The sequence below is a fragment of the Streptomyces sp. VNUA24 genome, assembly GCF_029167005.1.
Classification (GTDB): domain Bacteria; phylum Actinomycetota; class Actinomycetes; order Streptomycetales; family Streptomycetaceae; genus Streptomyces; species Streptomyces scabiei.
In genome coordinates this window covers 1,853,854-1,868,234 of sequence record NZ_CP119143.1, presented here as the reverse complement: position 1 = coordinate 1,868,234, position 14,381 = coordinate 1,853,854, and the positions used below count along the sequence as shown (strand labels likewise).

13 protein-coding genes are annotated in these 14,381 nt (G+C 75.1%); 8 read left to right on the top strand and 5 right to left on the bottom strand.

Translation table 11 applies throughout. The features are described from left to right. Positions 1–48: 48 nt before the first annotated feature. Together PYR72_RS07765 and PYR72_RS07760 are read right to left on the bottom strand one after the other, a co-directional pair. Positions 49–1,284 (bottom strand): lycopene cyclase family protein, encoded by a 1,236-nt coding sequence (locus PYR72_RS07765; RefSeq protein WP_275454581.1) that lies wholly within the window; start codon positions 1,282–1,284, stop codon positions 49–51. 264 nt (positions 1,285–1,548) lie between these two features. After that, positions 1,549–2,172, bottom strand: a complete 624-nt coding sequence (locus tag PYR72_RS07760) for a sigma-70 family RNA polymerase sigma factor (protein WP_275454580.1) — start codon at positions 2,170–2,172, stop codon at positions 1,549–1,551. A gap of 389 nt (positions 2,173–2,561) precedes the next feature. On the opposite strand from PYR72_RS07760, the gene PYR72_RS07755 reads away from it, so the two are divergent. The 5 genes from PYR72_RS07755 (at position 2,562) to PYR72_RS07735 (ending at position 8,629) form a co-directional block, all read left to right on the top strand. Further along, positions 2,562–3,794 (top strand): polyprenyl synthetase family protein, encoded by a 1,233-nt coding sequence (locus PYR72_RS07755; RefSeq protein ID WP_275454579.1) that lies wholly within the window; start codon positions 2,562–2,564, stop codon positions 3,792–3,794. Next, positions 3,791–5,335, top strand: a complete 1,545-nt coding sequence (gene crtI, locus PYR72_RS07750; protein ID WP_275454578.1) for a phytoene desaturase family protein — start codon at positions 3,791–3,793, stop codon at positions 5,333–5,335. The genes PYR72_RS07755 and crtI overlap by 4 nt, the downstream gene beginning before the upstream one ends. Continuing rightward, positions 5,332–6,372 (top strand): phytoene/squalene synthase family protein, encoded by a 1,041-nt coding sequence (locus tag PYR72_RS07745; RefSeq protein ID WP_275454577.1) that lies wholly within the window; start codon positions 5,332–5,334, stop codon positions 6,370–6,372. Before crtI ends, PYR72_RS07745 begins: the two co-directional genes overlap by 4 nt. Continuing rightward, positions 6,369–7,379 (top strand): DUF5914 domain-containing protein, encoded by a 1,011-nt coding sequence (locus PYR72_RS07740; protein ID WP_275454576.1) that lies wholly within the window; start codon positions 6,369–6,371, stop codon positions 7,377–7,379. Before PYR72_RS07745 ends, PYR72_RS07740 begins: the two co-directional genes overlap by 4 nt. Positions 7,380–7,618: 239 nt before the next feature. Next, complete coding sequence (locus PYR72_RS07735) at positions 7,619–8,629, top strand: MerR family transcriptional regulator (RefSeq protein ID WP_275460359.1); 1,011 nt, start codon at positions 7,619–7,621, stop codon at positions 8,627–8,629. Positions 8,630–8,653: 24 nt separating this feature from the next. Here the strand turns inward: PYR72_RS07735 and PYR72_RS07730 are convergent, their stop codons facing one another. After that, complete coding sequence (locus PYR72_RS07730; RefSeq protein WP_275454575.1) at positions 8,654–9,403, bottom strand: class I SAM-dependent methyltransferase; 750 nt, start codon at positions 9,401–9,403, stop codon at positions 8,654–8,656. Between the two features lie 208 nt (positions 9,404–9,611). Here PYR72_RS07730 and PYR72_RS07725 point away from each other — a divergent pair, with 208 nt between their 5' ends. Continuing rightward, the gene (locus PYR72_RS07725) at positions 9,612–10,997 is read left to right on the top strand and encodes a DUF5685 family protein (RefSeq protein WP_275454574.1); all 1,386 of its coding nucleotides are present in this window, start codon (positions 9,612–9,614) and stop codon (positions 10,995–10,997) included. Between the two features lie 15 nt (positions 10,998–11,012). Continuing rightward, positions 11,013–11,540 carry a hypothetical protein gene (locus PYR72_RS07720; RefSeq protein WP_275454573.1) on the top strand — a complete coding sequence of 176 codons (528 nt, stop codon included), beginning with the start codon at positions 11,013–11,015 and terminating at the stop codon, positions 11,538–11,540. Positions 11,541–11,568: 28 nt separating this feature from the next. Here the strand turns inward: PYR72_RS07720 and PYR72_RS07715 are convergent, their stop codons facing one another. Continuing rightward, positions 11,569–11,862, bottom strand: coding sequence for a putative quinol monooxygenase (locus PYR72_RS07715; protein WP_275454572.1), 294 nt, complete (start codon positions 11,860–11,862; stop codon positions 11,569–11,571). Between the two features lie 228 nt (positions 11,863–12,090). Beyond that, positions 12,091–13,053 carry a carbohydrate kinase gene (locus PYR72_RS07710; RefSeq protein ID WP_275454571.1) on the bottom strand — a complete coding sequence of 321 codons (963 nt, stop codon included), beginning with the start codon at positions 13,051–13,053 and terminating at the stop codon, positions 12,091–12,093. Positions 13,054–13,302: 249 nt separating this feature from the next. On the opposite strand from PYR72_RS07710, the gene PYR72_RS07705 reads away from it, so the two are divergent. Next, complete coding sequence (locus PYR72_RS07705; protein ID WP_275454570.1) at positions 13,303–14,331, top strand: sugar ABC transporter substrate-binding protein; 1,029 nt, start codon at positions 13,303–13,305, stop codon at positions 14,329–14,331. Positions 14,332–14,381 lie beyond the last annotated feature (50 nt).

The following is a 14,381-nucleotide window of genomic DNA, read 5'->3' as shown; positions in this document are numbered from 1 at the left end:
GGTGCGGCGGCCGTACTGGTACGGGGCGGGGTGCGCCGTCCGTGCCGGTCACGGGCGGCCGGGACCGCGGCCCGGGAACGTGCCGGCGGGGCCGGCGGGCGGGGCGGGTCTGCGGGGCAGCCAGGACAGCTCGGCGGCGGAGCGCAGCATCGGCAGCACGGGTGTACGGATGCCGAGGGCGAGATCCTCGTGGAGGCGGGTCTCACCGTCCAGGAAGCGCAGCAGCCGCTCCGCCGGCACGCGCGCGAACAGCCGTGCGAAGAAGGCGGCGCCGTCGACCCGGCCGCTGTCCAGGGCCCTCAGCAGTACGGCGTCCATCGCGCGGGAGCGCGCCGCATGGGCGGGCGGAGGCAAGGGGTGCCGGCCGGCGCGCAGCGCGGCGGCGACCGCCCGTGTCTGCCGTTGGATCGCGGAGAAGGTGTAGCCCGTGGACGGCCGGGTGGCGCCGCCGGCCGCGCCGATGCGGAACACCGAGGGCCCCGACCGGCGGGGGAAGCGGGCGTCGGTCATGGGGATCACCCCGGTCTCCGTGGAGACGACCGCGAAGTCACCGAGCCGCAGCACCTCCTCGGTGTAGCGGCGCAGCGCGGTGTCGTAGGCGCCGGGGGACAGGACGGTACGGGAGAACTCGGTGTACTCCACGAGTGCCCGGTGGCTGTCGGTGGGCAGGACATAGCCGAAGGCGAGCCCGCCGTGCGGCTGCGGGACCCGGAAGTCCATGAACTCCACCGTGCCGCGGTCGAACACCGGCCGCTCGGTGCGGACGTACCAGCCGTGGAAGTGCTGCAGCAGGGTGGTGCGGGCGGCGGGCAGACTCCCCAGGGGCCGGGAGTCGAAGACCCAGCGGGCGCGTACCGTCACCGGAGCGCCCCCGCCGGTGCGGGCCAGGATCTCGGCGCCCCCGGCGACACCGTCCACCGTCTCGACGGTCGCCTCGACACGGCGGATCTCGTCGCCGCGGGCCAGTTCGTCCGCGACGAGGTCCTCGAAGTCGTCGGAGCGGATCATCTTGTACGTCAGGGGTGCGATGTCCGTGTCCAGGAGCCGGCCCTCGGGTGTGCGCACCCGCAGCCGCCGCCAGACGGCGCTGAGGGCGGCGTCGTAGGGGCCCGGTCCCTCCTCCCAGAAGCACCACGTACGGACCGGGGGACGGGACGGTCCCGGCGGGGCGTCCAGCAGCAGGACCGACAGGCGGGGGCGGCCGGGGGCGGTGCGGGACAGCCGGTGGGCGAGGGACAGCCCGGCCGCTCCCGCGCCCACGATGGCCACGTCAGCCTCCAGCACCTGCGGCTCCCTCCCTGTCCGGCCGCACCGGCACAACGCCCGCGGCCGTCGGCCTCTCGCCAGCTTTCCGCCCCGGGGGCCGTGACGGATGCAGGCTCGACCGGATTGTGGGCCGGGTGGGGTGGGTGTGGGGTACCGGGAGTGTCTGGCGCATGGTCAGCGTCTGCCCCGGAGAGCGGCACGCACGGGTGTGCCGGCGGGGCCGGAACCGAGGGAGAGTCCTGCCGGGCCCCTGTTGTTCCCCTGCATCGATCGTGCAGCGTCTCACGCCGGGTGATCGTCGGCGCCCTCCTCGCGGAGGCTGCGGCTCAGACGCTGCAGCCCGCGCCGGGCGTGGCTCTTGACGGTGCCCAGCGGCCAGCCGGTGACTTCGGCGATCTGGGCCTGGGTCAGGTCGTCGTAGAAGGCGAGGGTGAGCACCCGGCGCTGCGGGGCCGGGATCCTGGCGAACTCGCGGCCGATCAGGACCCGGTCGAGCACGGCCTCGGGCAGCGTGTCGCGGTTCACGGGGGCCTCGGCCATACGGGTTCCGGCCGCCGCCACGAGGTCGGCCTGCCGCGTCCGCGCGGTCAGGGCGTCGGCGATCTTGCGCCGGGTGATGCCGACGAGCCAGGCGCCCAGCGCACCGCGCTCGGGGGCGTATCCGGCGCGCCCGCGCCAGGCCGCGAGGAACACCGACTGCCGCACGTCCTCCGCCTCCCGGGCGTCGCCGAGGGAGCGGCGGGCGAGCGTGTACACGAGCCCGCCCCACCGGTGGTAGGCCGCGGTCAGGCACCCCTCGTCGCCGGCCACGAACCCGGCGGCCAGCTCCTCCTGCTCCAGGGAGTCCTCCGCCGGGGCCCAGAGTGCGACGCCGTCCTGGGTCTTCTCGGCCTGCTGTGCACTCATGGTCTCTGCTCCTTGTGCGGTGCGGGCTGGGTCCGTCGCGCCCCGCGGGGGTGACGGGCGGGCTTTGGGGGCACGCGTGCCGTCCATGTCGGGCGCGCGTCGCTCGGCTCCTGCAACTCCTCCACCCTGCGAGGACGAGGAAAGAGGCCACAACTTGCATCGCCTGTGCAGCGCTTTGCGCCGGAGCGGGGCGACGCGTCCCACGGATGGACCCCGGCCCGCGCACGGGCGGCACCTTTTCACTCCTCCGGCGCATCCGCGGGCGCCCCTGCCGCGGAAGGCGTTGAGGCAGGTACCGCTGTGTCGGCGACGGAAGGAACCGTGATGGGCCCCAGCGACGCGAAGGACCACCCAGTGGCAGCGTCACCGCCCGCGACCCGCGCTCCGGGGTGCGCAGCCCCTCACCCGGCCCCCGGCGGGAGGACCACCCGCACCCATCGTCCGGCGCGGGCGAACCGCACGCCGTCGACGACGACGTCCCGGGGGCCGTACGCCGCGTACTGGAGAACCTGCTGGCGGAGCGCACCGAACGCGCCGCCGCCCTCGACCCGGTGTTCGCGGCGGACCTGGCGGACCGCGTCGCGCGGTTCGCCCTGGACGGCGGCAAGCTCATGCGCCCGCGCTTCGTGTGGTGGGCCCTGCGCGCGTGCGGGGGAGGGGCCGACCGGACCGAGGCCGCCCTGCGCGTCGGCGCCGCCCTCGAACTGATCCAGACCTGTGCGCTCGTCCACGACGACGTCATGGACGCCTCCCGGCTGCGCCGCGGACGCCTCGCCCTGCACGCCGACATCGCCGCCCAGTACGCCGGAGGCACGGCCCCGGCGGACGGGGCGCGCTTCGGCGAGGCCGCCGCGATCCTCGCCGGCGATCTGGCCCTGGCCTGGGCCGACGACATCGTCGCGGCCACCCTCACCACGCCGGACACCGACCGCGCCGTCCGGGAACTGTGGAGCGTCATGCGCACCGAGATGGTGGCCGGGCAGTACCTGGACATCCAAGGGCAGGCCACCTCCTCCAGGTCACTGGCCCGCGCCATCCGCGCCGCCTGCCTCAAGAGCGCCCTGTACTCCGTGGAGCGCCCGCTGGCCCTCGGGGCCGCCCTGGCGGGCGCGGACGCCGCGCGGACCCGGGCCCTGTGCTCGGCGGGCCGGTGCGTCGGCATCGCCTTCCAGCTCCGGGACGACCTCGGCGACGTCTTCGGCGGCCCGCGGCACAGCGGCAAACCCACCGGGGGCGACATCCGCGCCGGCAAGCCCACCTATCTGGTCGCGGTCGCCCAGGCCCGCGCCGAGGCGGCCGGTGACCGGCGTGCCCTGACCGTGCTGCGGGAGTCGCTCGGCGACGCCGAACTGCCCGAGAACCGGCTCGCCGAGGTCGTCGACGTCCTGGTCCGCACCGGCGCGCGCGACCTCGTCGAGGCGAAGATCGACCGGCTGGTCGCCCAGGGCCTGCGCCATCTGGACTCCGCCCCGCTGGAGCCCGAGGGCCGGCGGCGCCTGCGGGAGCTGCTGCACACCACGGCCGGCGGTCCGCCGCCGACACCGCCCTTCGGCGCGCGCGGACCCCTGGACGGCCTGCCCGTCCCGCTGCTGCCGGGCGCCGTCGAGGAGGTGGCGCGTTGAGCCGCACCGTTCCCGGGCGCACGGATCACGTCGTGGTCGTCGGTGCCGGACTCTCCGGCCTGGCGGCCGCACTGCACCTGCTCGGCGCAGGCCGCCGGGTGACCCTCGTCGAACGCGACCCCCTGCCCGGCGGGCGCGCCGGACGCCTGACGCGCGGCGGCTACCGCATCGACACCGGGCCCACCGTGCTCACCATGCCGGACCTGGCGGACGAGGCCTTCGCCGCCGTCGGCGAGAACCTGCGCGACCGGGTCGAGCTGATCCCCCTGCACCCGGCCTACCGGGCCCTGTTCGCCGACGGCAGCGGCATCGACGTGCACACCGACGCCGACGCCATGGAGGCGGAGGTCGAACGCTTCGCGGGCGCCGAGGAGGCCGCCGGCTACCGGAGGCTGCGCGGCTGGCTGGAGAAGCTGTACCGGGCCCAACTGCGCCGCTTCATCGACACCAACTTCGACTCGCCCCTGCAGCTGCTCACCCCCGACCTCGCCCGGCTCGCCGCGCTGGGCGGCTTCGGACGCCTGGACGCGGGCATCGGCCGCCATCTGCGCGACGAACGCCTGCGCCGCGTCTTCTCCTTCCAGGCCCTGTACGCCGGGGTCCCGCCCGCGCGGGCGCTCGCCGCGTACGCCGTGATCGCCTACATGGACACGGTGGCCGGCGTCTACTTCCCCCGCGGCGGCATGCACGCGCTCCCGCGGGCCATGGCCGACGCCGCCGCCGACGCGGGCGCCGACCTGCGCTTCGGGCAGGAGGTCGTCCGGCTGGAACGCTCCGGAGACCGTGTCACCGCCGTGGTCACCGCGCAGGAGCGCATCCCGTGCGACGCCGTGGTCCTCACCGCCGACCTGCCCGCCGTCTACGGCCTGCTCGGACGCACCCCGCGCCGCCCGCTGCGGATCCGGCACGCGCCCTCGGCGGTCGTCCTGCACGCCGGCACCGACCGCACCTGGCCCGAACTCGCCCACCACACCCTGTCGTTCGGGGCCGCGTGGCGGCGCACCTTCGACGAACTCACCCGCACCGGCAGCCTGATGAGCGACCCGTCGCTGCTGATCACCCGCCCCACCGCCACCGACCCGACCCTCGCCCCGCCCGGCCACCACCTCCACTACATCCTCGCCCCCTGTCCGAACACCGACATCGGACCGGACGCCGCCGCCTGGGGCGACCTGGCCCCCCGCTACCGCGACAGCGTCCTGCGCGAACTGGAACGGCGCGGATTCGACGGCATCGCCGACGCGGTCGAGGAACAGGCCCTGGTCACCCCGGCCGACTGGCACGCCCAGGGCCACGCGGCGGGCACCCCCTTCTCGGCCGCCCACACCTTCGCGCAGACCGGCCCGTTCCGCCCCCGCAACCTCGTACGCGGCACCACGAACGCCGTCCTCGCCGGCTGCGGCACCACACCGGGCGTCGGCGTGCCGACCGTCCTGCTCTCCGGCAAGCTCGCCGCCGCCCGGATCACCGGACGGCACGCGGCTCCCGTACCCAGGCGCGCGCGCACCGCGCCCACCGCACCGGAAGGACCCACCTCATGACCGCCCGCGAACTCGACGCGGCGGGCATCACCGAGCCGGCCCTGCGCGATGCCTACACGCGCTGCCGCCGCCTCAACGCCCGGCACGGCAGGACCTACTTCCTCGCCACCCGGCTGCTGCCCGTGGAACGCCGCCCCGCCGTGCACGCGCTCTACGGCTTCGCCCGCTGGGCCGACGACATCGTCGACTCCCTGGACACGGACCTGCCGCCCCACCGCCGCGCGGCCGACCTCGCCCTCCTGCACGAGCGGCTGGAACAGGGCCTGCGCGACGGCGACAGCCCCGAGCCGGTCGTCCTCGCCCTCGCGGACACCGCACGCCGGTACGCCATCGACCACCGGCACTTCCGCGACTTCATGGCGTCCATGCGCAGCGACCTGGAGGTCACCGACTATCCGACCTACGACGCCCTGCGCGCCTACACACACGGTTCCGCCGCCGTCATCGGGCTGCAGATGCTGCCGATCCTGGGCACGGTGGTCCCGCGCGAGGAGGCCGCCCCGCACGCGGCCGCCCTGGGGCTCGCCTTCCAGCTGACCAACTTCCTGCGCGACGTGGGCGAGGACCTCGACCGCGGCCGCGTCTACCTGCCCGCCGATCTGCTCGCGGCGCACGGCGTGGACCGCGAACTGCTGTCCTGGAGCCGCCGCACCGGCCGCCGCGACCCGCGCATCACCCGCGCCCTGCGGGCCTTTGACGACCTCACCCGCGGCGTCTACCGCGAGGCCGCCCCCGGCCTCCCCATGCTCGACCCCGTCTCCCGGCCCTGCATCCGTACCGCGTTCGTCCTGTACGGCGGCATCCTGGACGCCGTCGCCGACGACGGGTACGCGGTGCTGCACCGGCGTGCCGTGGTCCCCCGGCGGCGCCGGGCGGCGGTCGCCGCCGACGGGCTCGTACGCCTGACGGCGGCCCGGCTGCGGGGACGCGCCCAGGCGCGGCGGACACCGGCCCGGACTGCCGTTCCACCCACCGCCGTGACTCCCCGGACCGGCGTGGGCGCCGCACCGGATCCGGTGCACGAGGAGGTCGCGTGAGCCCCCGACGCCCCGTCCGCCGCGGACGGTACCCCCTGTCCCTCAGGCGCGGACCCGTGGCCTGGGAACGGCAGCGGCCCACCTGGCGCGAGGCACGCCCGGCCGTGATCGCCCGCGCCCTCAAGCGCGCCCAGGCACGCCCCTCGGGCAACTGGTACGTCGTCGGCGCCACCCGGGACCTGCGCGCCGACCGGCCCCTGGCCCGCACGGTCGCCGGCCGGGAAGTGGTCGTGTGGCGCGACGCGGACGGCCGGCTGGTGGCCGGCCCCGGCGTCTGCCCCCATCTGGGCGCGCCGCTGAAGGACAGCCCCCTGCGCTGCGGCACGCTCGTCTGCCACTGGCACGGACTCGCGCTGCCCGGGTCCTCCTTCGCCGGCTGGGAGCCTCTTCCCGCCCACGACGACGGCGTGCTGGTGTGGGTGCGACTGGACGACGTCGGCGGCGAGGCACCGCTCGACGCCCCGGTGGTGCCGGTGCGGCCGGCTCCCACCGCGTCGCTGTCGGCGGTCTACGTGGGCATCGGCACCTGCGAGCCGGAGGACGTGGTCGCCAACCGGCTGGACCCGTGGCACGGCGCCTGGTTCCACCCGTACTCCTTCGTCGACCTGACCGTCGCCGACGCCCCCACGGGCGCGGACGACGAGGACGCCTTCGTCGTCGACGTGTCGTTCAAGCTCGCCGGGCGGCTCGTCGTACCGGTGCGTGCGGTGTTCACCGCGCCCGAGCCGCGCACGGTCGTCATGCACATCACCGACGGCGAGGGGCAGGGGTCGGTGGTGGAGAGCCACGCGACGCCGCTGGCCCCGGACGACCGGGGCCGGCCCCGCACGGCGGTGGTGGAGGCCGTGGTGGCGGCGTCGGACCGGCCCGGGTTCGCCGTGGCTCGCCGGGCGGCCCCGCTGCTGCGACCGCTGATGCGGGCCGCCGCGGGCCGGCTCTGGCGCGACGACCTCGCCTACGCGGAGCGGCGCTGGCATCTGCGCTCCACGGGACGCTTCCCCGGCTGACCGCCGGGCCCGGGGGTGGTCCTCGCGTGCATCCGTCCGGGCACGTCCACCGGAAGAGGAACCGCGTGGACCACCCGGGTCGCGCCGCGGACGGAAGGAGGCGCGAGCCCGTGCCGGAGCACCACTCGCCGGGACTCGCCGGCCCTCCGCCGGACCACCCCTCCCCGTCGGTCGCCCCGCACCCGCCCGCCGGAGCCGGAGCGGCGGCGGACCCGGCCGGGGAGCCGCTCCCACACGGGGTGACGACGGGTTTCCTCGCGCGGCAGCTGGGCGTGTCACCGACCACGCTGCGGTCCTGGGACCGCCGCTACGGACTCGGCCCCGCCGTACGGGCCGAGGGCCGCCAGCGCCGCTGGTCGCCCGAGGACGTGGCGATGCTGCAGGAGATGTGCCGGCTGACGGCCACCGGCATCCCTCCGGCGGAGGCCGCCCGCGCCGCCATGCGACGATCCCGGGGGCGCGCCGCCGAGGCACCCGCCGCCGCGACAGCGACAGCGACGGCGCGCCGGGCCGTCGGCGGGTCCGCGGCCGAGCCCGAGGAGCCCGAGCGGCCGGGGGCGTTCGGCGCCGGCTCCCATGCGGCCACCGCCCTGCCGCTGGGCGACGTACGCCAGGAATGCCGGGGCCTGGCCCGCGCCGCCGTCCGGCTGGACGCGGCGGCCGTCCAGGAGCAGCTGCTGACGGTGGTGCGCACCTACGGCCTCGTCGTCGCCTGGGAGGAGGTGATCGCGCCCACCCTGCGGGCCGTCGGCCGGAAGTGGGAGTCCTCCGGCGACCGGTACGTGGAGGTCGAGCATCTGCTGTCCTGGCACATCTCCACCACACTGCGCCATCTGTACGCCGCGACCCCGCAGCCGCAGGGGGACACCCCGCCCGTCCTGCTGGCCTGCCTTCCCGACGAGCACCACACCCTGCCCCTGGAGGCGCTCAGCGCCGCGCTGGCGGAGTCACGCGTACCGGCGCTGATGCTCGGCGGCGCGGTCCCGGCCGACGCGCTGGACGGAGCCGTCCGGCGCACCGGCCCGGCCGCGGTCGCCCTGTGGGCCCAGTCCCGGCGCACCGCCGGCCTGCCGCTGGCCCAGCACACCGCCGCCACCCGGTGGGGGGTGCGCGGCGCACGCCGGCAGACCCCCGTCCTGCTGTGCGGCCCCGGCTGGGGCCGCCGTACCCCCGAGGAACTGCTGCGGCCCTCCGGGCTGCGCGACGCGGTCACCACGCTCGTGGCGCTCTCCACCTCGGCCAGACCGTGACGGCCCCGAGGTCCGGGCCGGCTGTCAGAGGGCGGCGCGGAGCAGGACGTGCAGATCGGTGCCGTCGGCCGGGGCGGGCTCGCCCCGCGGATCGGTGACCGAGGCCACCGCCAGCCCGGCGGCCGTGGCCAGTTCCGCGAACCCGTCGCGGGTGTACCAGTGCAGGACCCACGGCCGGTCCACCACACTGCTGTCCGCGCCGTGGTGGCGTTCGTAGCGCAGCACCGTCGTACGCGTCCGCGCGCTCTCGTCCCGTTCCTCGGCGACGACGGAGACCCGGAGGTCGGCACCGTCGGCCGCGGTGGCCGTGCGCACCCGGCCGATCTGGTCGGCGGGCGTCGGTTCGGGGACGAACAGGGGCACCAGGACACTGCCGTCGTCCGTCAGATGGGCGCGGATGCCCTTCAGGGCGGCCAGCGCCGTGGTGTCGTCCGGGAGCAGGGTGAACGTGGGCCCGGCGAGGAAGACCGCTTGGTAGCGGCGGGGCAGGCTCAGGGCCTCCATGCGCTGGTGGAACACGGTGGTGCGGACGCCCTGTTCGTCCGCCCGCAGCCGGAGCCGTTCGAGCATGTCCGCGGAGGAGTCGACGCCGTCGACCTCCAGCCCGCGCCGGCACAGCTCCAGCAGCGGGTCGCCGTCCCCGCACCCCAGCTCCAGCGCGGGACCCCCGGCTCGCCGGACGAAGTCCGCGTACGGCTCCGGGTCCTGGGAGAAGGCTTTGAGAGGCCCGTAGAGCTCCGCGACGATGCCGGTGTAGAAGTCCGCTGGGTCCATGGCCGTCACCCTAGGCACACCCGTCGCAGGTGATCATCCGAATATCGGCACCGGACTCCGCCCCGGTTCCGACGTTCCCGCCTCCGTCGACACCGCGCGGAATCGACCATTTAGGATGTCGGCCGCGCGTCGATGTCACGCGTGGCCGTGCCGTGCGGCCGGCCTGTCCGGTGGGCTGTATCTGCGGGATCTGCGGGGGAGAACTTCGGTGTTCGGAATCATCAGACCGTGCCGGCATCGCCTGGGCGAGGGCATGCGTACCGAGTGGATGGCGCATCTGTGCGGGCTGTGCCTGGCGCTGCGCGGGGAGTACGGCCAGTTCGCGCGGGTGGCCACCAACTACGACGGCCTGATCGTCTCGGTGCTCACCGAGGCACAGTCGGAGCGCGGCGGCGACCGGCGGCGGGGCGCCGGCCCGTGCCCGCTGCGGGGCATGCGCTCGGCGGACGTGGCCCAGGGCGAGGGCGCACGGCTGGCGGCGACGGTGTCGCTGGTGCTGGCCGCGGCCAAGATACGCGACCATGTGGCCGACGGCGACGGCCTGTTGGGGCGCCGTCCGGTCACGCTGGCGGCCCGCAGGATCGCCCATGGCTGGGACCGCGCGGGTGCCGCGGGCGGTGAGAGGCTCGGCTTCGACACCGCCGTGCTGCTCGCCGCGGTCGACCGCCAGCCCGGGATCGAGCGGACGATCCGCCCCGGTGGCTCGCTGCTGACGGTCACCGAACCCACGGAGACGGCGACCGCGGCCGCGTTCGCCCACACCGCGGTGCTCGCCGGCCGGCCCGCCAACGCCGAACCGCTGGCCGAGGCGGGGCGTCTCTTCGGCAGGCTGGCCCATCTGCTGGACGCGGTGGAGGACCTGGACGCGGACCGGGCGTCCGGTGCCTGGAACCCGATCGCCGTGACCGGCGCCGACCGCGCCGAGGTGCGCCGGCTGTGCGACGACGCGGTGCGGGGCATCCGACTCGCCCTGTCGGACGCCGCGTTCGTGGACGGTCGGCTGGTGCGGGCGCTTCTGGGCGGCGAGTTGGAACGTGCCGTCGACCGTGCCTTCGACCCTCGGCACCGTCACCACCAGCACCGCGCCCGGGGGCGGAGCGTACGGATGCTGCCCTGGCTGGGACTCCGTACGGCGACGGACCCCGCGGAGCGGACCGGCACGGACGCGGCCTGCGGCGTCGGCGCGCTCACGGACGCCACCGCCGAGGGCGCCCGGATGATGTCGGGCCGGCCGGGGGAGGGCGAGTGCCGGCGGTGCGGCAGATGGAGCCGACTGTGCCGATCCTGCGGCCTGTGCTCCCGCTGCTGCACGTGCGACGACGAGGGGCCGGACGAGGGGGACTTCTCGTTCGGCAACGACAACCGCGACGGCGGCTCGGGCCGTGACGGGTCCGGGGGCGACGGCTGGTCCGGCGGCTCGGGCGGCGGCAACTCGGGTGGCCACCACGGCGGTTCGGGCGGCGGCGGTCATGGCTCGGGTGGCCATGGCTCCGGCGGTTCGGGCGGTTCCGGGGGCGGTTCGGGCGACGGCTGCGGCGGCGGTGGGGGCGGCTGCTGCAATCCGTGCAAGTGCTGCTGCGACTGCTGCGACTGACGAAAGGACCAGGTCATGCCTCCGTGCCTGGACGTCTATGTGTGGGTGCCGCGCTGCACACCCGACGTCCTCCGCACCTTCATCGACCGCCACGTCGACACGGCCGACCCCGGTGACGAGCGACTGCGTGCCTTCGTGCGCACCCATGTCGTGGGGGAGCCGCACGAGGGTGACGCCGAGGCGCTCGCCGAGCTGCGGCCGGGCGACGGCTCCGGCGACGGCTTCGCGCTGTACGTCCGGGCACGCGCCCTCTACGGGGCCGTCATCGCACCGACGCACGACGGGGCGGTCGTACTGGGCCTGAGCATCGACGACCCCGACGGCTCCCCCCGGACACGGGAGACGGCTCGCCGGCTGCTCGACGGGCTCCGCCGGGAGTTCTCGGCCCCGGCCGGGATCGCGGGCGTGGAGCTGCCGCCGCCGCGTACCCGTGCGGAGTGGGAGGAGGAGCCGGTCGAGCTGCGCGTCGGCCGGGTGCCGCCTGGTCCGGGGCATCCCGCCGGGCCGAGAAGCCAGGGCGCCTCCGGGCGGGACGGCGCGTGAGAAGGGCGACGGCGTCGGAGGGGCCGCGTCAGGCCACCGGGTCGAGGAAGGTCAGCACCGAGGCGTCCTCCTCGATCAGCGGGGCGAGCGCCGCGTTGAACGGGCCGCCGTACGGGGCCGCGATGTGGGCCTGGAACGCGTCCTCGTCCCGGTACACCTCGAAGATCCAGAAGGCGCGGGGGCGGGACGCCTTGGTGTAGACGTCGAAGGTGATGTTGCCGTCCTCCTCGCGCACCTTCTCGGCGTACTCCACGATCAGGCGGGTGACCTCGTCCTGTGCGCCCTCGCGGGCGGTGAACTCGGCGAGCAGGGTCTTGTTCACGGTGTGGTGCCTCCGGGGTCGGGGTCGGTTCGCGGGCAGGTCACGGGTGGAGCGACGCCCTCCCGGGGCCGTCGTCGTCGACGCCGGCCGGATGTCATCGCCGACTCATGTCAACGATGACATCGCGTGGCCCGATGATGGGGCGGGTCCGGCCGATGCGTCAACACTCCGGCCGTGCCGCCGCGTGGCCGGTGCGGCGGCCGTCAGACGAGGTCGGTGCGGCGGCCGTCAGACGAGGTCGGCCGCGGTGAGCTGCGTCAACTGGCTCTCCCACGGCGGGTTGGGGCCCACCACCGAGCAGGTCAGAGCGGCGACCCGGACGGCGAAACGGCACGCCTCCGCGACGTCGTCGAGGCGGAGCCCCGTGAGCCGGCCGCCGAGGAGGCCGCGGGCGCCGAGGTGGTGCAGCAGCCCGGCGGTGAAGGAGTCGCCCGCGCCCACCGTGTCGGCGACCGCCGTGCGCACGGCGGACACCCGCACGCGCTCACCGTCGAGCGAGGCCAGTACGCCGTCGGCGCCGCGCGTGATCACCACGAGGCGGGCGCCGGCCGCGTGCCAGATGTCGCACGCCTGCTCCGGCGGGGTGCCCGGCAGCAGCAGCTCCAGGTCGTCCTCGCTCAGCCGCAGCACGTCGGTGAGGGCGCACCAGCGGGCCAGCCGGGCGCGATAGACCTCGGGCCGCACCAGCAGGGGGCGGACGTTGGGGTCGAGGCTGATGGTCGCGGCCGGGGCGGCCGTGGCCAGGAAGTCCTCCACCGCCGCGGCGCCGGGTTCCCGTACGAGGGCCAGTGACCCGGTGTGCAGACAGGCGGTGCCGGACAGGTCCACCCCTGCCAGCTCCGCGGCCGTCCACTGCCAGTCGGCCGTGTTCTGGGCGTGGAAGGAGAAGGTGGCCTGTCCCTTCGCGTCCAGCTCCGCCACGGCGAGGGTGCTGGGCTCGGCGGCCCGGACGGCGCTCGACAGGTCCACCCCGGACGCCTCCAGGTGCGCCCGGAACAGGCGGCCGAACACATCGCCGGACAACCGGGCGAGGAAGCGGGCCGGGGTCCCCAGCCGGGCCAGGGCCACGGCCGTGTTCGCAGGACCGCCGCCCGGCAGGACGCGCAGGGCGAGTTCGTTCGAGGCGCTGGAGGGTTCGGCGAAGGCGTCCGCGACGCACTCTCCCAGAACGGTGATCTGACGCGGGCTCATGAGCTGCTCTTCTCTGACGAACGAAGGGGCCTGCCGGACGCGCCCCGCCCCCGCCGCCGGACGGCCGCGGGGGCGACGGGCGCCTACGTTGCCGATTTGTGACGAGTGCAGGGCATTGACGTTTCCGGGAGACGGAGTCCATCATCCTCGCCAGGCAGTGTCAACGATGACATAAGTCAACGATGACACCCCGGACGGTGCGCACCGAACCCGACCCCCGCGCCGTCCGCTATCTCACAGGAGTCGCACATGTCTCGTACCGCTCGCCTGTCCTCCTCCCTCGTCAGAACCGCCGCCGTCGCGGGCGTCGCGACCCTCACCCTGACGGCCTGCGGATCCGGCTCGGGCTCCACCTCCACCGGCTCGGGCTCGGGCTCCGGTTCGGGCGAGGTCAAGGTCGGCCTGATCACCAAGACCGACACCAACCCGTTCTTCGTGAAGATGAAGGAAGGCGCCGAGAAGGCCGCGGACGCCGAGGGCGTCAAGCTGATGACGGCGGCCGGCAAGTTCGACGGTGACAACGCCGGTCAGGTCACCGCCATCGAGAACATGGTGGCCGCCGGTGTGAAGGGCATCCTGATCACCCCGAGCGACTCCAAGGCCATCGTGCCCGCGATCGAGAAGGCCAAGGCCAAGGGCGTCCTCGTGATCGCCCTCGACACCCCCACCGAGCCCGAGAGCGCCGTCGACGCCCTGTTCGCCACCGACAACCTCAAGGCGGGCGAGCTGATCGGCGAGTACGCCAAGGCCGCCATGAAGGGCAAGAAGGCGAAGATAGCCGCCCTCGACCTCGCCCCCGGCGTCTCCGTCGGCGTCCAGCGGCACAACGGATTCCTCAAGGGCTTCGGCGCCACCGACAAGGACGTCGCCTGTGCCCAGGACACCGGCGGCGACCAGGCCAAGGGCCAGACGGCGATGGAGAACTGCCTCCAGAAGGAGCCGGACATCAACGTCGTCTACACGATCAACGAGCCGGCCGCGCTCGGCGCGTACACCGCGCTCAAGGCCAAGGGCCGCGAGAAGGACGTCCTGATCGTCTCCGTCGACGGCGGCTGCACCGGCACCCAGGCCGTCAAGGACGGCAAGATCGCCGCGACCTCGCAGCAGTACCCGCTGAAGATGGCCGCCGAGGGTGTCAAGGCCGTCGTCACGTACGCCAAGGACGGCAAGAAGGCATCCGGTTACACCGACACGGGCGTCACCCTGATCACCGACAAGGCGCAGGACGGGGTCACCTCCAAGGACACCGTCTACGGCCTGGAGAACTGCTGGGGCTGAGCCGCCCCCCGAGGCCCTGCGACCGGGCCTCACCCTTCAGCGGGGCGGCC

Coding starts and splice junctions, on each gene's coding strand:
- PYR72_RS07710 (WP_275454571.1), bottom strand. CDS start 13,053: ATGAGCCCGCGTCAGATCACCGTTCTGGGAGAGTGCGTCGCGGACGCC.
- PYR72_RS07745 (WP_275454577.1), top strand. CDS start 5,332: ATGACCGCCCGCGAACTCGACGCGGCGGGCATCACCGAGCCGGCCCTG.
- PYR72_RS07705 (WP_275454570.1), top strand. CDS start 13,303: ATGTCTCGTACCGCTCGCCTGTCCTCCTCCCTCGTCAGAACCGCCGCC.
- PYR72_RS07760 (WP_275454580.1), bottom strand. CDS start 2,172: ATGAGTGCACAGCAGGCCGAGAAGACCCAGGACGGCGTCGCACTCTGG.
- PYR72_RS07730 (WP_275454575.1), bottom strand. CDS start 9,403: ATGGACCCAGCGGACTTCTACACCGGCATCGTCGCGGAGCTCTACGGG.
- PYR72_RS07720 (WP_275454573.1), top strand. CDS start 11,013: ATGCCTCCGTGCCTGGACGTCTATGTGTGGGTGCCGCGCTGCACACCC.